18 protein-coding genes are annotated in these 20,554 nt (G+C 65.2%); 9 read left to right on the top strand and 9 right to left on the bottom strand.

Going from position 1 to position 20,554, the window contains the following annotated elements:
* Positions 1-3: 3 nt before the first annotated feature.
* Positions 4-972: an NAD(P)H-dependent flavin oxidoreductase gene (locus WA702_RS27385; protein WP_425113668.1), complete on the top strand. Its 969-nt coding sequence runs from the start codon at positions 4-6 to the stop codon at positions 970-972.
* A 77-nt stretch (positions 973-1,049) separates the two neighbouring features.
* Here the strand turns inward: WA702_RS27385 and WA702_RS27380 are convergent, their stop codons facing one another.
* The 3 genes from WA702_RS27380 to WA702_RS27370 form a co-directional block, all read right to left on the bottom strand.
* A complete protein-coding gene (locus WA702_RS27380; protein WP_425113663.1) occupies positions 1,050-2,612 on the bottom strand; it encodes an ABC transporter substrate-binding protein in 1,563 nt (520 codons plus the stop codon).
* Positions 2,613-2,825: 213 nt separating this feature from the next.
* Positions 2,826-4,391 carry an ABC transporter substrate-binding protein gene (locus tag WA702_RS27375; RefSeq protein ID WP_425113667.1) on the bottom strand — a complete coding sequence of 522 codons (1,566 nt, stop codon included), beginning with the start codon at positions 4,389-4,391 and terminating at the stop codon, positions 2,826-2,828.
* Between the two features lie 99 nt (positions 4,392-4,490).
* Entirely contained in the window at positions 4,491-5,171 is a 681-nt protein-coding gene (locus WA702_RS27370) for a hypothetical protein (RefSeq protein ID WP_425113662.1), read from the bottom strand.
* Positions 5,172-5,701: 530 nt separating this feature from the next.
* On the opposite strand from WA702_RS27370, the gene minC reads away from it, so the two are divergent.
* Genes minC through WA702_RS27350 form a run of 4 tightly spaced genes read left to right on the top strand, consistent with a single transcriptional unit; the run spans position 5,702 to position 8,325 of the window.
* On the top strand, positions 5,702-6,397 hold the full coding sequence (gene minC, locus WA702_RS27365) for a septum site-determining protein MinC (protein WP_425113661.1): 696 nt from the start codon (positions 5,702-5,704) through the stop codon (positions 6,395-6,397).
* 18 nt (positions 6,398-6,415) lie between these two features.
* Complete coding sequence (gene minD, locus WA702_RS27360; RefSeq protein ID WP_425113660.1) at positions 6,416-7,231, top strand: septum site-determining protein MinD; 816 nt, start codon at positions 6,416-6,418, stop codon at positions 7,229-7,231.
* The gene (gene minE / locus WA702_RS27355; RefSeq protein WP_425113659.1) at positions 7,228-7,524 is read left to right on the top strand and encodes a cell division topological specificity factor MinE; all 297 of its coding nucleotides are present in this window, start codon (positions 7,228-7,230) and stop codon (positions 7,522-7,524) included. Before minD ends, minE begins: the two co-directional genes overlap by 4 nt.
* Before the next feature lie 27 nt (positions 7,525-7,551).
* Positions 7,552-8,325: a thioesterase family protein gene (locus WA702_RS27350; RefSeq protein ID WP_425113658.1), complete on the top strand. Its 774-nt coding sequence runs from the start codon at positions 7,552-7,554 to the stop codon at positions 8,323-8,325.
* Between the two features lie 105 nt (positions 8,326-8,430).
* On the opposite strand, the gene WA702_RS27345 is transcribed toward WA702_RS27350, so the two are convergent.
* A complete protein-coding gene (locus WA702_RS27345) occupies positions 8,431-9,993 on the bottom strand; it encodes an AMP-binding protein (RefSeq protein WP_425113666.1) in 1,563 nt (520 codons plus the stop codon).
* 368 nt (positions 9,994-10,361) lie between these two features.
* Here WA702_RS27345 and WA702_RS27340 point away from each other — a divergent pair, with 368 nt between their 5' ends.
* From WA702_RS27340 to WA702_RS27325, 4 genes are all read left to right on the top strand, one after another.
* Complete coding sequence (locus WA702_RS27340) at positions 10,362-11,006, top strand: hypothetical protein (RefSeq protein WP_425113657.1); 645 nt, start codon at positions 10,362-10,364, stop codon at positions 11,004-11,006.
* A 69-nt stretch (positions 11,007-11,075) separates the two neighbouring features.
* On the top strand, positions 11,076-12,050 hold the full coding sequence (locus WA702_RS27335; protein WP_425113656.1) for an NAD(P)H-dependent flavin oxidoreductase: 975 nt from the start codon (positions 11,076-11,078) through the stop codon (positions 12,048-12,050).
* A gap of 132 nt (positions 12,051-12,182) precedes the next feature.
* Positions 12,183-12,434, top strand: coding sequence for a hypothetical protein (locus tag WA702_RS27330; protein WP_425113655.1), 252 nt, complete (start codon positions 12,183-12,185; stop codon positions 12,432-12,434).
* 130 nt (positions 12,435-12,564) lie between these two features.
* Positions 12,565-13,251, top strand: a complete 687-nt coding sequence (locus WA702_RS27325) for a hypothetical protein (protein ID WP_425113665.1) — start codon at positions 12,565-12,567, stop codon at positions 13,249-13,251.
* Positions 13,252-13,352: 101 nt separating this feature from the next.
* On the opposite strand, the gene WA702_RS27320 is transcribed toward WA702_RS27325, so the two are convergent.
* The 5 genes from WA702_RS27320 to WA702_RS27300 all read right to left on the bottom strand — a co-directional run.
* On the bottom strand, positions 13,353-14,666 hold the full coding sequence (locus tag WA702_RS27320; protein ID WP_425113664.1) for a serine hydrolase domain-containing protein: 1,314 nt from the start codon (positions 14,664-14,666) through the stop codon (positions 13,353-13,355).
* A 190-nt stretch (positions 14,667-14,856) separates the two neighbouring features.
* A complete protein-coding gene (locus WA702_RS27315) occupies positions 14,857-16,737 on the bottom strand; it encodes a response regulator (protein WP_425113654.1) in 1,881 nt (626 codons plus the stop codon).
* The gene (locus WA702_RS27310) at positions 16,734-17,195 is read right to left on the bottom strand and encodes a response regulator (protein ID WP_425113653.1); all 462 of its coding nucleotides are present in this window, start codon (positions 17,193-17,195) and stop codon (positions 16,734-16,736) included. The genes WA702_RS27315 and WA702_RS27310 overlap by 4 nt, the downstream gene beginning before the upstream one ends.
* Positions 17,192-19,948 carry a sensor histidine kinase gene (locus WA702_RS27305; RefSeq protein WP_425113652.1) on the bottom strand — a complete coding sequence of 919 codons (2,757 nt, stop codon included), beginning with the start codon at positions 19,946-19,948 and terminating at the stop codon, positions 17,192-17,194. Before WA702_RS27305 ends, WA702_RS27310 begins: the two co-directional genes overlap by 4 nt.
* Positions 19,949-20,193: 245 nt before the next feature.
* Positions 20,194-20,554: NAD(P)H-dependent flavin oxidoreductase (locus WA702_RS27300; protein WP_425113651.1), on the bottom strand; the 361-nt coding region annotated here is incomplete at its 5' end.

Here is a 20,554-nt window from a genome sequence, read left to right as displayed (position 1 = left end):
GACATGTCCATGCCTGCCTTGTTCAAGGGCCGTCTATCCATTCCCGTGATCGGTTCGCCGCTGTTCATCATCTCCGTGCCCGATCTCGTGATCGCCCAGTGCAAGGCCGGCGTGGTCGGCGCGTTTCCTTCGCTGAATGCGCGGCCGGCGGAGTTGCTCGACGAATGGCTGGCGCGCATCACCGAAGAGCTCGCGGCCTATGACCGCGCGCATCCGGACAAGCCGTCGGCGCCGTTCGCGGTCAACCAGATCGTGCACCGCTCCAACAACCGGCTCGATCATGACCTTGCGCTATGCGAGAAATACAAGGTGCCGATGGTCATCACCTCGCTCGGTGCGCGCGAGGAGTTGAACCAGGCCGCGCATCGTTGGGGCGGCATCGTCTTCCACGACGTCATCAATCAGACCTTCGCGCACAAGGCGATCGAGAAGGGGGCTGACGGCCTGATCCTGGTCGCCGCCGGCGCCGGCGGTCACGCCGGCACGATCTCGCCTCTGGCCTTCGTCACGGAGACCCGCGCCTGGTTCGACGGACCGATCGCGCTGTCGGGTGCCATCGCTAATGGCCGCGCCATCCGCGCCGCGCGCGTGCTCGGCGCCGACTTCGCCTATATCGGCTCCGCCTTCATAGCGACCGAGGAAGCCAATGCGGTCGAGAGCTACAAGCAGATGATCACGTCCTCGGCCGCCTCCGACATCGTTTACTCCAATCTGTTCACCGGGGTGCACGGCAACTATCTGAAGCCGTCGATCATGGCCGCCGGGCTCGATCCCGAGAACCTGCCGACGTCGGATCCGTCGAAGATGAGCTTCGGCACCGACGCATCTGGCGAGCGCAACAAGCCGAAGGCCTGGAAGGAGATCTGGGGTTCCGGGCAGGGCATCGGCGCCGTCGACAAGGTGATGCCGGCCGCCGAGCTGATCGCGCGCTTCAAGCGGGAATATGAGGAAGCGATCGATCCGCCGCTCTGAGGCTGCGATTTCTATAAATAAAAAGCGCGGCAGTGAAAGCTGCCGCGCTTTGATCTTTGCTAGGTCGCCGATCGCGCCTATTCGAGCTCGATCGACTGGTATTTGCCCTGCGCGTCGAGCGCGGTGCCCCAGATCTTATGCAGGGCCTGATGCTCGGCGCGGCCGAAGCCCACCTTGGCGCCAAGGCCGAGATCGAGGTCGCGCATGTTCTCCAGCGTATCGATCAGCGCTTCAGTGTCGAGCTGCGCCCCGGTTCGCTTCATCGCCTGGATCAGCACGTTGGCGGACATATAGCCTTCGAACGAGACGTAGGAGGGCGCCTCGCCGGGGAAGTACTTTTCCAGCGCGCTCTTGTATTCGAGCACGGCGCTGGAATAGCCGCCGACCGCCGGCACCACCTGCGTCACGATCACGCCGTTGGCGTAGCGCGGCCCGAGCAGCATCAGCTCGTCGGAGAGCTCCGTGCTGCCGACGAACGAGACGTTGGTGTAGATCATGTTCGGATACAGGTCGCGCGTCTTCTCGATGAACTTCGCGGCCGCCCGATAGGTCGCGACCATGACGACCGCCTTGGGTGGAACTTTCATCGCCTTCAGCTGGCCGATCGCCTCGTCGACATCGACCGTGTTGCGCTTGTAGTTGAGGCGCGTGATGGATGCATCGGACAACCCGAGTGTGCGGTACGCCTTGGCAACGCCGGCAAAACCCGCATCGCCGTAGGAATCTTGCTGCGCGAACACGGCGATGTCCCGCGGCTGCAGCCGGCGCAGCTTGATTAGATAGTGCACGACCGTGTCGGTCTCTTCCGAATAGCTGGCGCGGAAATTGAAGACGTAGCGATCCGGCGGATCGTTGCGCAGGAGACCGGCGCCGGTAAACGCGCCGTAGAACAACGCGCGGTGCTGCAGCGCGTAGGGCATGGAGATCGCCGAGGTCGGCGTTCCGACATTGCCGATGAAGCCGAACACCTTGTCCTTTTCATAGAGCTGCCGCATCGCTTCCAGCGTGCGCGACGGCTCATAGCCGTCGTCGGCCGCGAACAGGCGCAGCGATCGGCCGCCGATGCCGCCGGCATCATTGGTGCGGTTGAAGGCCGCGTCGATGCCGAGCTTCATCTGCCGTCCGAGCTCTCTCGAAGCGCCGGAGAATGGGCCAGCCATGCCGAAGCGGATTTCGTTCGGCGTGATGCCCTGCACGTTGCCCGCGCCTTGTGCGGGCAATGTCGCCGTCGGCGCTGTCGCGGCAGCCGCGGCCGACGGCGCCAGCATGGCGGACGTGGTCTGCGGCGGGGCGGGCTGGCCGAGCGAACGCTCGAGATCCGCCAGCTGGCGGGCCGCGTTGGTGCAGTCGGTCTGCGACGCGCCGACCCGGTTGCGGCCCTCTGCGACAAAGCCGTTGAAGACGCGGGTCAGGTCGTCGCGGTCCGAGCCGTTGCTCGATGCCTCGCGGATCACCTCGCGAAACTTGTCGACGATCGCCTGCACGCGGCCCTGGTCGACGGCCTGGCACGCGGAGGCTGAGCCGACGATGGGTCCAACCCGGGCCGCAAGGCCCCGCACCACATCCGCATTGTTCCCTGCGGCGACCGCCGGCATCGCCAGCACGCTCGCAATCAGAAAGACGCTCCACCGAAAATTCATTGTCGTTGATCCTAAATCTGACCTCACCGAGGTCTGCGCCTGGTCATGAAAGCCGACGGCGCGGTGGTCATCAGGTTGAACCGCCTCCGCACTACAGCCATATCAGTCGAGCATGATCGTTCCGGTAATCTGCTCTGCATCTTTTTATGTTATGCTTTAACAATCGGTTGTGGCGTGCATCTGACGCAATTACAACCGCAGACCTATCCTCAACTATTCAAGCTCCAGCGCCTGGAAAGTACCAGTCTCATCCAGGGCCATGCCCCAGATCTTGTGCGAGGCCTGATGCTCGGCGCGGCCGAAGGCGAGATCGGCGCCGAGGCCGAGATCGATATTGCGCAGGTTTTCCAACGTATCGACCAGCGTCTCGGTATCGAAGGTGGGACCGGCCCGCTTCAGCCCCTGGATCAGGAGGCTGGCCGAGACATAGCCCTCGAGCGAGGTGGTGGCGGGCGCCTCGCCAGGAAAATACTTGCTGAGGGCATTCTTGTAGTCGAGCACCAGGCTCGAATAGCCGGCGATGCTCGGTACGACCTGCGTGAAAATGACGCCATCGGTGTAGCTCGGCCCGAGCAGCATCAGTTCGCCGGCGAGCTGCGACGCGCCGACCGCCGAGATGTTGGCGAAGATCAGGCCCGGAAACAGTCCATGCGCCTTCTCGATGAACTCAGCCGCCGCGCGGCTCTTGGCCACCATCACCACGGCCTTGATCGCTTGCCGCTGCGTCTTGAGCTGGTTGAGCGCGTCGTTGACGTCGATGGTGTTGCGCGGATAGTTCATGCGCAGGATCGCGCCGTCATTTCCGCCCATCGCGCGGATCGCCTTCGCCACGCCGGCGAAACCGGCGTCGCCATAGGCGTCATTTTGCGCAAGCACGGCGATTTGCCGCGGCTGCAGCCGGCGCAGCTTGATGAGATAGCTCACTAGAGCATGGGTCTCTTCGGCATAGCTCGGACGATAGTTGAACACATAGCGGTCCGGCGGATCGTGTCGCGAGACGTTGGCGCCGGTATCGGGTGCGAAGAACAGCGCGCGATGCTCGAGCGCGTAGGGAATCGCCGCCGCGGCGTTGGCACTGCCGCTGCTGCCGATGAAGCCGAACACCTGATCCTTCTCGTAGAGCTGCTTCATGGCGGCAACGGTGCGATTGGGGTCGTACCCGTCGTCGGCGGCGATCAGCTTCAGCATCCGGCCGTTGACGCCGCCGCTCTCGTTGGCGCGGTCGAAGGCGGCCTCGATGCCGAGCTTCATCAATCGCCCGGTTTCCTTGACTGGGCCCGAGAACGGAATGACGATACCGAACTTGATGTCGCTCTGGGTGATGCCATGCACGTTCACCGGTGGCGGCAGCGTCTCGGTCGGCGCGGTGGCGGCCATCGCCGCCGACGGCCCGAGCGTCACCTGCGGCAGCGTTGAGGTTCTCTGCGGCGGCGTTGCGATCGACCGTTCCAGATCGGCAAGCTGATGCTCCGCGCCGCTGCAGTTCATCCGGCCGCTCGTCACTGCGCCGCGGCCCTCGGTTACGTAGCGGTCCAGCAGCCGAGTCAGATCGTCGCGATCTGCATCGGTGGTTGACGCTTCCCTGATCACCGCCTGAAACTTTTCGATGATGACTTGGATACGTGGCCGAGCGATGTCGCGGCAGGCCAGCGCTGAGCCGATGATGGGGCCGACCCGGCTGCCGAGATCGCGCACCACGTTCAGGCTGTCTCCGGGCGCGGCGTCCACGCTGCCGCAGAACAGCATTCCAAGCATGAGCGTGGCGAGGCGGACATGCATGCGCTGGAGGCGCGCTGCCGCCGCCAAACGTCGGTGGTCAGGCTTGGTCGTCATGGTGATGCGATCTTCGTTCAGGTGATGCCGGACGAGCCGGCGTCTCTATTGGCCCTTGTCCGGCTGCGTCGTCTTCTGGTTCCACTGCATGAACTGCTGGAGCAGCGGCTTATCAGTCGCAGGCTCGCTCTTCGGCGCCTGCGCCGCGTCACCCGATGCCAGCAGCGACTGGAATTCCGATAGCGCCGGCACCGCCTTGCCGTCTGTCTTGTCGGGCTTTGCCTCAGCCTGCTCAGCTTTGACCTCGGATGCCTCGGGCATCACTGCCGGAGCGGGAGCGGCGGCCGGCGGAGGCGTTGTCGCCTTCATCGATTGCACCGCCGCCACGAAGGACGAGCTCGCATCGCTCTGCCGTGAGACCGGTACGATGTTGACGAAAAACAGCGCGACGACCGCAGCGACGCCGGTCGCGGCGGCGAACCGGGCCGCGATCTTCAGTGCGACCGACCGCCGATCGCGATCATGTGCGAAGTCCGGAGGTTCGCGCATAACGTGTGGATCGAGCGAATGGCGCAGCTTCTCGAATGTGGCGCTTTCGAGCCGCACATCGAGAGGTGGCGATGCGGGCGTCTCTGCGCGATCGGAGCGCTCGACGACGGTGGCCGCATCGCGCGTTTCCGTGACCAGCGATAGCCGCACAGAGTCCGGCTTTTCGCGCAGGTAACGAGGTGCGTAGTGCAACGGATCCTGCGGACTCGTTGGATTCTGCTCACTCACCGAACTCATACGCTACTCCTCCAACACCTTACTCTGGACGTACAGCTACGCCGCTGCCCTGGTCGCAGGAGACAAGTCTGTCACGAAAGAGCGGACGTTAGCGTGACGGCCTGCCAACATCCCGATCGGGCTGTACGATTTCGCAGAATCCGCACCGATGCGCCGAACTGCGCGCGCATCAACAATCGTCAGTAGCATCGCGTGGCGAGGCGCAATGCGCCCCCGCTGTGCTTCACTCGATCCCATGCCTCGCCCCCTGACGAGTCTCGATCGTTCGCACCGACCTGCTGCCCGCACGTCTTTGCAAGATCTATGAATGCGCTATCATCGGGATGTGATCAAATTTAGGCGCGTTTTAAGGTTATCGCGGTTCCGCCGGCGCGTGTCGTCGTTTTGACATGAAAAAGTCTATATTCGATCGACGTCGAAATATGCTTGTGCAGCATCTGCCTGTTTTTGCTGATGCCGGCGCGCGCGTTAACCAACCGTTAACCACTGCGCACCGACAGTTAACCATTCGATAACCCTCGGCTGGTCGGATGGTCATGAAAGTCAGCGTAGAAGCCACACGTCAGCTCATTCGCCTGCGCGGCCGCTCTTACGTCGCGTTCGTGTTCTCGCCGGTCGTGCCGATCGCAGGCTGGCTGTCCGATCTCGATGCGACGCTCGCGGGCTCGCCGGGCTTCTTCGTCGGCAAGCCGGTGGTGCTCGATCTATCCGCGGTCGATCTGAGCCCGCTTGCGATCACGCACCTCATCAAGAGCATCGAGGCCCGCAGCGTCCGGGTGCTCGGCCTCGAAGGCGTAGAGCCGGCACGGCTGTCGATCGGCATGCCGCCGCTGTTGTCCGGGGGCCGCCAATGCGTCGTGCAGGAGGCCGAGCCGGAGAAGCCGGCGCTGCGAGAGCCGAACTCGCTGTTGCTCGACGTGCCCGTGCGCTCCGGCCAGTCGATCGTGTTTCCCGACGGCGACGTCACGGTGCTCGGCGCCGTGTCCTCCGGCGCCGAGATCGTTGCCGGCGGCTCGATCCATGTCTACGGCGCGCTGCGCGGCCGCGCGATGGCCGGCGTCAACGGCAATGCGTCAGCGCGAATCTATTGCCAGAAGATCGAGGCCGAGCTGCTCGCCATCGACGGCTACTATCAGACTGCGGAGCAGATCGACGCCACGCTGCGCGGCAAGCCGGCGCAGGCGATGCTCGACGGCAATTCCATGAAGATCGTACCGCTAAACTAAGTATTAGGAGGTAATGAAATGGCAAAGGTGCTCGTTGTGACGTCCGGCAAGGGCGGCGTCGGCAAGACCACGACGACGGCCGCGCTTGGCGCCGCGCTGGCGCAGGCCGGCGAAAAAGTCGTGGTCGTCGACTTCGATGTCGGCTTGCGCAATCTCGATCTGGTACTCGGCGCCGAACGACGTGTCGTGTTCGATCTCATCAACGTGGTGCAGGGCATCGCCAAACTGCCGCAGGCGCTGATCCGCGACAAGCGGCTGGAGAATCTCTGGCTGCTGCCGGCGTCGCAGACCAAGGACAAGGACGCGCTGACGGAAGAGGGCGTCGGCCGCGTCATCGCCGAGTTGCGCAAGACGTTCGACTGGGTGCTGTGCGACAGTCCGGCCGGCATTGAGCGCGGCGCGATGCTGGCGATGCGCTATGCCGACGAGGCGGTCATCGTCACCAATCCGGAAGTCTCCTCGGTGCGCGATTCCGATCGCATCATCGGCATGCTCGATTCCAAGACCGTGCGCGCCGAGAACGGCGAGCGGGTGGAGAAGCACATCCTGATCACCCGCTACGATCCGGCGCGCGCCGCGCGCGGTGAGATGCTCTCGATCGACGACGTGCTGGAGATCCTGGCGACGCCGTTGCTGGGCATCGTGCCGGAAAGCCAGGACGTGCTGCGCGCCTCCAATGTCGGCTGCCCGGTGACCCTGAGCAATCCGTCGAGCACGCCGGCGCGCGCGTATTCGGACGCGATGCGCCGCCTGCTCGGCGAGCAGATCGAGATGCTGGTGCCGGCCGAGCCCAGGGGATTCATGAGACTGCTGCGTGGACGGAGGGCGGCATGAGCATGTTGCGGCTTTTCTCCAGCCGTCAGGTCTCCAGCCGCCAGGCCGCTACGGCACCGATCGCGCGGGAGCGGCTGCAGATCCTGCTTGCGCATGAGCGCGGCGGCCTGCGCGGCCAGCCGGATCTGTTGATGCAGCTTCGCGAGGAAATCCTCGCCGTCGTCTCAAAGCATGTGGTACTCGATCCCGACAAGGTCCTGGTGCGGATGGATCGGGGAAAGCATGTCTCGACGCTTGAGGTCGATATCGAATTGCCTGTTGGTGCCGACCGCGCCTTCGCAAACACCGGCTGAGGCGCAGCGGCCCGGGGTGCTGTGCTGATGCGGCCGATCTTTCGCGTCGACGGCACGCGTGTCGCCGTCGGTCCCGATGCCGCGGGTCCCTGGGACCCCTCGATGCAGCACGGCTCGGCGCCGGCGGCGCTCGTGGTGTGGGCGGCCGAGCGCATCGCGACGGCGGCGCCGATGCGCATCGCCCGGGTGACGGTCGACCTGATGCGGCCGGTGCCGCTGCGCGATCTGTCGATCGAGACCGAGATGCTGCGCGAGGGCCGCAAGATCCAGCTCTGCGCCGTGCGGCTGCGCGCGGACGATATCGTCGTCGTTGTCGCGACCGTGCTCAAGGTGCGCCAGGCGGACGTACCGCTGCCCGACGACGTCGTCGAGCTGCCGGTCGAGCTGCCGGGTCCGGAGGTCTCGCGGCCGGAGCCGGCCGACTTCTCCACCAGCCCCTTCGTCAATTGCATGTCGCTCCGAGCCGCGCGCGGCCGGTTCGGGACGCGCGGGCCGGGCGCGATCTGGTACCGGGTCGATCGGCCGCTGGTCGATGGCCATGCCGTGTCGCAGGCGATGCGCGCCATCGTCGCTGCCGATTTCTGCAACGGCACCGGCGCGGCACTGGATTTCAACGACTACACGTTTCTCAACGCCGATCTCACCGTCAACATGGCGCGCGAGCCGGTCGGTGATTGGGTGCTGCTCGAAGGCACCAGCTGGATCGGCTCCGACGGCGCGGGGCTCGCGATGGCCCGGCTCGGCGACCTCCAGGGCTATTTCGGGCGCGTCACGCAGAGCCTGGTGATCGAGAAGCGGTGAGAGTAGTTGAGGAGCGGTGGGGTGGGCAAAGCGCTCTTGCGCGTGCCCACCGTCGGTGCCGCAGAAAAGAAGGCGGGCACGCTTCGCTTTGCCTACCCTACAGATCTAACCCACCATCCGGTCCCGTCCCGCCCAGAAGCGCGCGCGCAGCACCTTCTTGTCGACTTTGCCGACCGCGGTGACCGGAAGCTCCTTGACGAACTCGATCCGCTTGGGCGCATGCGCCGAGCCCTTGCGCGCCTTCACCAGATTGATCAGCTCGTCGGCATCGGGCGCCGTGCCTGCGCGCGGCACCACGATCGCGGTGACGGCCTCGCCCCATTTGTCGTCGGGCACCCCGACCACCGCGCACATCGCCACGTCGGCGTGCTGCGTCAGCACGTCCTCGATCTCGCGCGGGAAGATGTTGAAGCCGCCGGACACGATCATGTCCTTCTTGCGATCGAGGATATACATGTAGCCGCGCTCGTCCTTGCGCGCGATGTCGCCGGTGTGCAGCCAGCCATTCTTGAGCGTCGCCGCCGTGACATCCGGACGCTTCCAGTACTCCGCCATTACATGCGGCGCCCGCACGCAGATCTCGCCGGCCTCATTGGTCGCGACCTCCCGGTCCTCGTCGTCCATGATCTTCACGTCGCACGCCGCGATCGGGAAGCCGCAGGACAGGAACAGCTCGGGCCGCTTCGGATCGTGGTCCGCCTTGCGCAGCACCGACACCGGATAGCATTCGGTCTGGCCGTAGAGCTGCGAGAACACCGGACCGATCCGCGCGATACCCTCCGTCAGCCGTGTCGGCGACATTGCCGAGGCGCCGTAGAGCACCAGCTCGAGCGAGGAGAGATCGGTCTTGCCGAGCGCAGGATGATCCAGCAGCACGTAGATCATGGTCGGCACGAACAGCGTGAAGTTGATGCGCTCGCGCGCAATCGTCGCCAGCACGGCTTCCGGATCGAAGCCTTTCAACATGTGCACGGTGCCGCCGCGCATCAGGGTCGGTAGTACCTTGGTGCCGGCGACGTGGCTGATGGGCGCCACCGTGAGGTAGCGCGCGCCGTCGGGGATCTCGAAGTCGGCCAGGATCGCGGTGGCGAAGCCGCCATATTCGCGGTGCCTGCGCAGCGCGCCCTTGGACTTTCCCGTGGTGCCGCCGGTGTAGTTCAGGGTCGCGATATCGTCTGACGCGGCGAAATTGCGCGCGGTGGCGGTGCCCGCCTGCTCGAGCGCGGCCAGCAGGTCGATGCCATAATCCGCGGGCCCGAGCGTGAAGACCGTAGTCACTCCGGGCGCATTTGCCGCGAGCTCGCCGCCGCGGTCGCGGAACGCGGCCGCATCGACCACCAGCACCCGCGATTCCGAATCAGCAAGCTGGAACAGCTGATCCTCCAGCGAACCCAGCGGATGCAACCAGGTGATCGCGAGTCGCGATAGCTGCGCGGCCGTGCCGGCGCACCAGCTATCGGCGCGATTGGCGGTGAGAAAAGCCACGCGGGTGCCGGCCTGAAAGCCGAGCCGCGTGAACACGGCTTGCATTCGGCCGATCAGATCGGTGGCGCCCTGATAGGACAGCGATCCGCCGGGCCAACTGAATGCGATGCGCGATGGATAACGCGCCAGCGCGCGCAAAGTTTGCTCGCAGACGGCAGGGAACGAATAGAGCGGATGGCTCATGAGATGGCTCATGGCGATACAGTCCTCCCGATCGCCTTGGTTGTTTTTTGTTCATGGTTCAAGGCGTGTTCCAACCTTAGCACAATGCAATGTTCCCGGAACATCGCTGCTCACACGGCGTTGCCCGCGCAAACCGAGGGAGCAAGATCATGCGGATGTCGACAGCTTATTTCGCGGGGGCAGGAACCGTGGTCGTCGCTGTCGCGGTCGGTCTGGGCGGTGGGCTTCTGATGGCGAACATCATGAACCCGCATACGCCGACACTGCAATCGACCAAGCTCGAGCATAAATCGCCCGATGCGCCGCCGCCTCAGACTGCGGCACCAAATTCCTATCTCGCGGCGACGCAGGGTGCGGCAACCGCGCCGGTGGTGGTGCAGCCGGCGGCTGCGAAATCAGCCGATAACAAGCCGACCGAGCAATCAGCCGCGGATGCCGGTAATAACGCGCAGTCCGCAGCCGACAACAAGCCACAACCGCAGCCCTCGCCATCGCCCGTGGCCGCTGCGACGCCAACTCAACCGGCTGGCTCTGAGTCTTCGACGCCTGCGGCACAACATCAGCAGGCCAACACGCCGGAGGCCTCCTACGCCAAGGCCTCGGATGACGATTTGCAATCGAACGATGGGAAATCGCGCAACGACTCGCGTCGCGCCGAGCGCGAGCGCCGCCGTGCCGAGCGTCATCAGCGCTGGGTGGAACGCCATCAACATCAGCGCCACCAGCCGGATATGCGCGACGTCGAGCAGGCGGTGCGCGACGATTCGGCGCAACGTGCTTCGGCCCAGCCTGACTCAGCTCAGCGCGACTCGGCCCAGCGTGATACGGGCCAGCGCGATCAGGGAGACCGTGCGTCAGCACAGCGTGACGCGATGCAGCGTGAGCGCGACGGCGGATCGCGCGACTATCGCGAGGTCCGTGACTTCCGCGATGTGCCCCGGCGTGAATATGTCATTGAGCCCGCCGCGCCTCCGGCGCCGCGCTTTAATCTGTTCGATGATGACGGCGATTGATGCGCAGCGCCCGCGCGTATAATCCCCGATCTCAAGATCGGAGATCAGGGAGCAGCGCCGGTGCCGGCTATGGGTTCGTGTACAGATTCTCTTGCTCGTTTTCGTGGCCGTCTCGGCCTGCCGCTGATAGCAGCGCCGATGTTCCTGGTCTCCGGCGTCGACCTCGTCACGGCGGCTTGCATCAACGGCGTGATCGGCGCGTTCCCGACCGTGAACTGCCGTACGCCCGAAGAGCTTGACATCTGGCTCACCTGGATCGGCGCGCGGCTCTCCCGCGATGCAGATGCGCGGGGACGCCGACCGGCGCCGCCTTGCGCCAACCTGATCGTGCACCGCTCCAACGCCAGGCTGGAGCAGGATCTTGCCGTGCTGCTGCGCCACAAGCCGGAGATCGTGATCACATCGGTCGGCTCGCCCGCGCCGGTGCTGCAGCCGCTGCACGATGCCGGCGCGATGGTGCTGGCCGATGTCGCCTCGATCCGCCACGCAGAGCGCGCCATCGAAGCCGGCGCCGATGGGCTGGTGCTGCTCACCGCGGGTGCCGGCGGCCAGACCGGATGGCTCAATCCATTTGCCTTCGTGCGCGCTGTCCGCGCCTTCTTCGACGGCCCGATCGTGCTTGCCGGCGGCATCAGCGATGGTCACGCGCTGCGCGCTGCGGAGGTGCTCGGCTGCGACCTCGCCTATATGGGCACGCGCTTCATCGCGACGCGCGAGAGTATGGCCGACGAGCGCTACAAGGCGATGCTGGTCGCGAGCTCTGCCGACGATGTCCTGCTCACGACCGCCTTCACCGGCCTGCAGACCAACATGCTCAAGCCCTCGATCGTCGCCGCCGGCCTCGATCCCGACAACCTGCCGGCGCGCGGCGCCATCGATATCGGCAAGGGCATCGACGTCGACGCGCGCGAATCGCGGCCCGCGCGCTGGCGCGACATCTGGAGCGCGGGACACTCGACATCCGGGGTCTCGGATATACCTTCGGTAGAGGAGCTGATTGCTCGCACAACCATCGAATATCAAAATGCCGTGGCATCGGCATAGCGGTAAGGTCCGGACATCCTACGGAACACAACTTTAACGCGCCATTAACCATCGCACGGCGACAATCGGTGTGTGTCGGTATCCTGCTATCTGCGGGAGACTTGCAGAGCTCGAATCACTTAAGGGTGTGCGATGAGCATCGAGGGGCTACTGGACAAGACGACGGCAACGCTCGACGAGATCAGGGTCCGGGTTGGCAACGCGCTGCAACGCCACCCGATGTGCCGCCAGGTCCAGTTCGACATCGTCAGCGTGCCGCGGACGGCCAGAGGCGGCAATTGGACCATCAGCCTGCATGCGCTGGAGCCGGCAGCTGTCTGGGAAGCTTCCGATATAGTAGCCGATATCCAGGCCGCCTATGATCTGAGTTCCGCATCGGCCTGAATTCATTGGCTTTTCCACCCGTATGATCCACGGGTTCGATGGCAATTCGCAGGGCTGGCGTGGTTCAGCCTTAATTAACTCCCAGTTTTCGGCAAAGTGCGGCGTTCCCGCCGGGGATACGGAGATCTGTGTGACGAAGTCGATTACCCTTGTCGCCCTGGTGTGCCTGCTCGTTGCAGGAGCCGCGGCGACCAGTATTCTGGCGCGCGACAGCGTGCCTGCGGCCGGTCTTGCAAGGTCGGCTGTGGTGGCCAGGAGTCCGGTTTCCAATCGGGAGGCCAAGGGAGATCGCCTGACGGTGAACCGCGTGACCGCGGCTGCGGAACAGTCGGAACCGCCGGCCAACATCAGCGAACCGGTGCGCGAGGCGCTTGCCTATGCGTCGGCCGATGCCGAGATGCCGAAGGCGCCCGCGGCCGCCGAGGTGACAGTGGCGGCTAAGCCCGCTGCGGTGGCCGAGGTGGCAGCCCGGAAGCCCAAGCCGGTATTGAAGCCTGAGGTCCAGAAGGCCTATGCGCTGCTCAGCGACGGCCAGATCGCCGGGATCAAGGAGCGCCTGAAGCTATCCTCGGATCAGGAATATTACTGGCCGGCGGTGGAGACCGCGTTGCGCGCCGTGGCCAGGAAACTTCATTCCACGCACCAATCCAGTACGAAGCCGGGCAGCATGCCGGCGATCGATCCGGATTCGGACGAAGTGCAGCAGCTCAAATCGGCCGCGATGCCGCTGCTGTGGCAGCTCCGCGACGACCAGAAGGACGAGGTGCGCAAGCTCGCCCGCATGATCGGCCTCGACCGCGTCGCGTCCGCGATCTGACGATCCGGTTCCGATCTGCCTGAAGCCGCGCTTTGCGCGGCCCGTTTCTTTTGGAGACCGGCGACCTCATGACCGGCGAGGTCATGATGTCTCACGATGCCTTATTTGCTGATCGGGTGCGCCGCGGCTTCGTCACGCGGCGGGGCGTCGTCCGTGGTTTCGAACGCGTCATAGACCAGCTTCTTGAAGGCCGGCGTGATGCGGCTGCGTTCGTTCTGGGTCTGCTCGAGCATGATGTAGACCATGTCGAGTTTCGGATCGACGCCGAAATAGGTGCCGCTGCCGCTATCCCATTTCAATTCGCCGATCGAGCCCGCCGCCGGCGGGTGGGCGTCGCCGGCTGAGACCCGCACCGCAAGGCCGTAGCCGTAGCCGAAGCCGTCGCCAGGAAAGTAGAAATAATCGCGCCCGATACCTGAGCCGGGACCGATCTGGTCGGTCGTCATGGCCTTGAATGCCGCCGGCGACAGATAGCGATGACCGTCGAGCTCGCCGCCATTGAGCAGCATCTGCGCAAAGCGCGCGTAGTCGGTGACGGTGGAGACGAGGCCACCGCCGCCCGACTGCCATTCCGGATGCGCGCGGCGTTCCATCTCGGCCGCGAGCAGGATGTGGTCCGAAGGCAGCGGCTCGGCCATGCGCGCGCGCTCTTCCGGCGAGGTCAGGACATATTTGGTGCTGGTCATGCCGAGCGGATCGAGGATGTTGCGCTTCTCGAAATCGTACAGCGCCTCGCCCGTGATGACCTCGATCACGCGGCCCAGCACGTCGGTGGAATGGCCATAGCGCCACAAAGTGCCGGGCTGGCGCGCCAGCGGCAGGGCCGCGATACGGTCGGCGAATTCGGCGTTGTCGAAATGGCCGGCGAAGATGTCGGCCGCCATGTAGGCGTGCTCGATCAACTCGCCGCCGATATAGCCATAGGTAATCCCGGAGGTGTGCCGCATCAGGTCGCGAATGGTGACGGGATGGTTCGGCGGCACGCGCTTCAGCACATGTCTGCCGTCGACCGCCACTGTGTCGACGCCGACTGTCACCTTGGCAAAGGACGGAATATATTTCGAGACGGGATCGGACAGCGCCATCCGCCCCTGATCGATCAGCATCATCGCGGCGAGGCTGGTGATCGGCTTGGTCATCGAATGCAGTGCAAAGATCGTGTCCGGCGTCATCGCGACGCCGGTCTTGACGTCGCGCACACCGAAGCACTTTTCGTAGACTACCTGGCCATGCTGCTGGACCAGGATGACGGCCCCGGGCAGCCGGCCTGTCGCGACCTCCTGGTCGAAGAATTGCGTGATGCGGTCGAGCTTGTCCGGCGCCGGTGCCGGAGCAAACAGGCCGACAGCGCGGCTCGAGCCGCCGGCGCTCGCCAGCAGCACGGCGCATGTTGCGGCCAACGACAGCTTGCGCATGCCGCGCCGGACCGCCGATCCTGATTGCTGGTTTGGCAGTTCCAAGCTTCGTCCTTTCATGATGGCGGAACCGACTATTTCCGATTTCGCGGCAAGCTCGCAATCACACCGAAGTGTAGGTTGCGCCGTCGCAGGCCCCTGTCGCCTGGACGACACAGGCGCGACCGCGGCGGGGGCGCGGCTGGGGCGCCTACAGGTCGAGCAGCCGATCACGTTCCGACTGGTCGAGCACTTCGCGCACCGTCGAGAGCAGCACATTGGGCCGGAACGGTTTCATGATTGCACGATGGTTCGCGATCCTGCCCTCACCGCTCTCGGTCGTGATCGGATAGTTGGAATAGCCGGTCATGAACACCAGCGGCAGATCGGGCGACGTCGCGGCCAGAAATTCGGCCAATTCAGGCCCGCTGAGCTGGGGCATCACCACGTCTGATAGCACGAGGTCGATGCTGCCGCGCTGGTTCTGCATCAGCCGGCGGGCCTCGTCGCCATTGGCGGCGGTGAGCACGGTGTAGCCGCCGCGCTTCAAGGCTGCGGCTGCGGCGCGCATCACCGCCTGATCGTCCTCGACCACCAGGATTGTCTCCCGCCCGCGCAGCTCCTCGGGCTCCAGTTCCTCGGCCGACAGCTGCTCCTCGGTGCGGTAGGTGCGCGGCAACAGCACCAGAAAGCTGGTGCCGGCGCCGAGCCTGCTTTCCACCGTCAGGCTGCCGCCGGCCTGCGCGATGATGCCGTAGCAGGTCGCGAGCCCGAGTCCGGTGCCGTGGCCGCGCGCCTTGGTCGTGAAGAAGGGATCGAAGATGCGGTCGAGATGCTGGGGTGAAATGCCGGTGCCGCTATCAGTGACGCGCACCGCTACGTATTCGCCGGGTTGCACGCCGTGCTCGGCGCTCGCGATGTTGCGGTTCTCGATCTCGATCGCGAACCGCCCGCCCGATGGCATGGCGTCGCGGGCATTGACCGCGAGATTCATCAAGACCTGCTCGAGCTGGCCCTTGTCGGCCAGTACGGGCCAGATGTGGTCGCCCGGCAGTACCACGAAATCGATAGTGGCGGGCAGCGTCCGCTGCAGCATCGAATGCACGCCTGCCACCACCTCGACCATGTTGAGCACGGCCGGCTCGCTGGCCTGCTTGCGCGAGAAGGCCAGCAGCTGGCGCGTCAGCGCCTGGGCGCGGTCGATCGAATGCACGATCTCGACGACCTCGACCAGCCGCGGATCGTCGGCCTCGAACTCGGTCCGCAGCATCTCGGCATAGACCAGCATGATCGCCAGCAGATTGTTGAAGTCATGCGCGACGCCGCCCGCGATCAGGCCGATCGCCTCCATCTTCTGGGCATGCTTGAGATGATCGTCCAGGCGCTTCTGCTCGGTCATGTCGTGAATGAGCGTGAGCCGCGCTGGCGCGCCGTTCCATTCGCAGTCGACCACGCGCATGTCGCAGGCGCGCCGTTCGTCGCTGCCCGGAATCCTGAACTCCGATACCGGGCCGTCCTTGAGGTGCAGGCTGAACTGGCTGCCGATGAAATCCTCGCGCCTGCGGCCGAATAGCGCCAGCGCGGCGTCATTGCCGAACAGCACGATGCCGGGCCGATCGGTGACGACCACCGCGTCCGGGATCGAGCCGACCAGGTGCTCGAACTGACGCCGCAGCGTCTCGGTCGCGCGCACCTCCTTCAACCGCAGGATCGAACGGTCAATGGTACGGCGGAGCATGGCCGGCCGCAGCTCTTCCTTGTTCAGGTAGTCCTGCGCACCGGCATCGATGCAGATCAGGGCCAGGGCCTCATCGGATACGCCGCTCAGCACGATGATCGGCTTGGCGCGCGAGATCTTCAGGAGCCTGTGCACACATTCGACGCCGGAGCAGTCGGGCAGGCGGAGATCGAGCAGCACGACGTCGACGGGATCGGTACGCAGGATCTGTTCGGCGTCCGACAACCGGCTGACATGGCGCACCGCATAGCGCGTGGGCACGCCGGGCCAGTCGAGCATCTCGCGCACCAACTCGGCGTCGGCGGGATTGTCCTCGACCAGCAGCAGGGTCGGATGGCCTGAGATCTCCGTCATGGGCTAATCGGCCCGCCATTGTTGTTCGGCAGGCAGGCGGTGCCGATCCAGAACCGCTCGACGGTGCCGATCACCTCGCGGTAGGCGTGCAGGTCGAGCGGCTTGACCAGATAAAAATTGGCACCGAGCTCGTAGCAATCGCGAACGTCCTTGCCTGCCCGCGACGAGCTCCACACAATCACCGGAATGCGCCGCAGCTGCTCGTCGGCCTTGACCTCGCGCAGCACCTCGCGGCCGTCGAGCCGGGGCAGATTGAGATCGAGCAGGATCAGCCGCGGGCGCACCGCGTCATGATGCTGGTTCTCGCGATTGAGATAGGACATGGCCTCGACACCGTCGGAAGCCACCTCGATCGACAATCGGCTGTTGGCCTGCGCGAAGGAGTCCCGCGTCAGGTCCGCGTCCGCAGGATTGTCCTCGATCAGGAGCAGGACGTCCCTGCGCGTGCCATTGCTCATGTCGCCATCTCCGTCGTTGTCCTTGTTTTCGTTGGCCCTGATAGCGCCAGGGCGGTGAAGTGAAAATTGGTGCCTTCGCCTGATGTCGAGTCGAACCAGATGGTACCGCCATGGCGCTCGACGATCTTTTTCACGATCGCGAGTCCGATCCCGCTGCCGTCATACTTGCCGCGCTCGTGCAGGCGCTGGAACATCTGGAAGATGCGGCTGCCGTGCCTGGCCTCGATCCCGATGCCATTGTCCTTGATGGTGAACTCCCACAGCGCCTCGCGCGGCTGGGCGGAAATCTCGATCCGCGGCGGCCGCCGGTTGCGGAATTTGATCGCGTTGCTGATCAGGTTCTGGAACACCTGTTCGAGCTCGATCTCCTCGCTGAGCACGACGGGAAGGGCGCCGACATGGATATCAGCTCCGGTCTCCTCGATCGCGTGCGACAGCCGTGCCAGCGTCGCGGCGACCACGGCGGCGCTGTCGACGACGCGGTTCGCGGTCTCCTTGGACGATAGGCGCGAATAGGACAGGAGATCGCGCACCAGAATCTGCATCCGCTGCGCGCCTTCGACCGCATAGGCGATGTATCGGTTGGCCTTGTCGTCGAGCCTGTCCTTGTAGCGCTCCTCCAGCAGCTGCGTGTAGCTCGCCACCATTCGCAGCGGCTCCTGCAGATCGTGCGAGGCGACGTAGGCGAATTGCTCGAGCTCGGCGTTGGAACGGCGCAGACGCTCGTTCTGCGCCTCGATCGCCCGTTCCGCCTCCCTCCGGCCGGTGATGTCGATCACCGTCGCCAGCACCAGCAATCCGTCGCGCGACTCGATGGGATTGAGGCCGATCTCGACCGGAAATTCGGAGCCGTCCTTGCGCACGCCACGAAGCTCGCGCCCGGTGCCGATCCGGCCGGCAGCCGGCGCAGCCAGGAACGTCGCGCGGTGCTCTGCGTGCTGCCCGCGCATGGCCTCGGGAAGCAGCATGTCGACGGAGGTGCCGAGCAGCTCGTCGCGTTGATAGCCGAACTGCCGCTCCAGCTCGGCATTGGCGAGCACGATCTCGCCGCTCTGATTTATCATCAAGACGCCGCCGGGCGAGGCTTCGACCGCAAGCTCGAACTTGCGCTGGTTGAACTTCTGCTCGGAGATGTCGCGCACGATCTCGGCCGAGCCGATGATCTCGCCCGATGGCGCCCTGACCGGGGAGATGCCGAGGGAGACGTCGATCAGTCGGCCGCTCCTGGTCCGGCGCACGGCCTCGCAGTGATCGATGTGCTCGCCGCGGCGGACGGTATCGAGCATCGCGTTGCTTTCGTCGATAAGCTCGTGCGGCACGATGATGTCGATCGACTGGCCGACCGCCTCTGCCGCCGCATAGCCAAACAGCTGCACGGCTGCGGCGTTCCATCCGGTGATCTTGCCCTCCGGCGTCCTGGTGATGATCGCATCGCTCGCAGACCGCACCACGGCGGCGTAGAGCTGGTCGCGCTCGAGGTAGGTCTGCAGCAGCAGCTCATTGTGCCGCCGCCGCACCAGCTCGCGCTCGAGTTCACGCTCCGGCGCAGGCAGGCCGAAGAGGCGCTGCAGGCCGGAATCCTCATCGGGAGTCCGCTCGACCGCCGCCAACTCCTCCTGTGACAGGTTGTCGACTGTGGCGACCACCTTGCGCAGCCGCCGCGACAGCAGATTGGCGAGCAAGATGGCGATCAGGGTGGCGCAGGTCGCCGCGATCGCGCCGCCGATCAGGGTGGCCTCGCGCACCGGCGGCGGTGCCGCGGCGAGTGCCGCATAGGGCACCACCTCGATTACGCTGAAGCGGCGCGATTGCCCGATTTGTCCGGGCGCGGTGGCAACGCCGAAAAGCTTGCCGTTGATGTCACGCGTCAGGCGCTGGGTGGCGACATCGGTCGGCAGCGGGCCGAGATCGGGAAAGTCGTCGGCGAGCCGGCTGCGCCCGCCCTGATCGAAGCGAAACTCGCGCGTGGGATCGGGATGCAGCAGGTATTCGCCGTTCTCGTCGATGATGCGGATATCGCCATTGGGCGGCGCCAGCGCGCGCGTCTCGGCGAGGAACGGTCGCAGGTCGAGATTGACAACGAGGATGCCGAACCGCCTGCCATCCGGCTGCAGGACCGGGGTGGCGACGCGAACCACCGGCACCAACGGATGCTCGATCTGGCCGTGCTCCTGGTTGAGGCCGAGCGGAGAGACGTAGATCTGGCGGTCGGAGAGCGCCATCGCCTGCCGGAAGAAGGGCCGGTCTCCCATCTCCTGCAACTCGGCGTCCGGAACGATCCGCGGGCCATTGGCGGTTTGCTCGACGCGGATGAATTCGCGGCCGGCGGCTTCGATCAGCCTGAACCGGTAGTAGACCGGCTTGCGGCGGAGCTGCCCGAGCAGCCTCGCGGCGAAATCCTCGCGCCGTTCCTGCAGTGCGAGCAGATCCACCGGACCCGGTGCTGATGCGATTTTCAGGATGTTGTCCAGCGATTTGCCGTGTGAGAAGGTCAGCACGTCCGCGGTCGTGCTCGCGCCGTAGCTCTCGAACGCCCGGGCACGGGCATCGGCGTTTTGCGCGAGTATCTGCAGTTGCGTCGGGACCAGCGCGGCGTCAAGCTTGTCCATGATCAAGAGCGCAACGCCGCCGGCCGTGGCGATCACCAGGCCGACCATGGCGGCGATGAGCAACGCCGTCACCCGCCAGCCGTCGCTGGCATAGCCGGATGTTCCGTTCGATCGTTGCTGCGCAAGATGCAGTGCGTCGTCCATTCTCGCCATTTCGGCCGCCGACGTCGGCAGCGATCTCGGCGTGAGGCCGCTGGGTGCGCGCCCGACGCAGCAGCAAGTAACTATCTCACAGGTTGCCAAGGTGTTCTGCACGGCAGCATGCACAGCCTGCGGAAAACCATGTGCGATGCAAGCAACGCTCGCACAAGTTGTTCAGACATAGGCAAGCAATGCGGCGCGTCCCGCATCGATCCCGTCGACTTTGCGACTTTCGACGTGGTCCTTGATCAATGGCCCGGGTGCCGCGGCAGCCAGAGCCGGCTTTCGGCCACCAGCGCCTCGATCAGCGCCGCCGCAGGGAGGCTGCGCAACAGGGGCACCGCCTGGCCGGCCCATAGCGGCAGAAAGTCGGTGCGCCCTCGGTCGTTGCAGGCTTTGGCGAGCGCCCGCGTCAGGCTGAGCTGCGCCGGGAAGTCGATCACCTCGGCGTCGGCCAGCTCGTCGGTCATGCGGTTGCGCAGGGTGCGTGCCTGCTGGCCGGTGAAGACGCGCGTCAGCCTGGTGTCGTCGTCGGTCGCCTGGCGAAGCGCGTCGCGATAGGGCGCCGAGACCACCGCCTCCTGGCAGCCGAGAAACGCGGTGCCGATC

Origin of the sequence: Bradyrhizobium sp. (genome assembly GCF_049798375.1) — a bacterium.
Lineage (GTDB): Bacteria > Pseudomonadota > Alphaproteobacteria > Rhizobiales > Xanthobacteraceae > Bradyrhizobium.
Note: the sequence above shows the minus strand (reverse complement) of the source record. Positions and strands in the feature narration are given on the sequence as shown.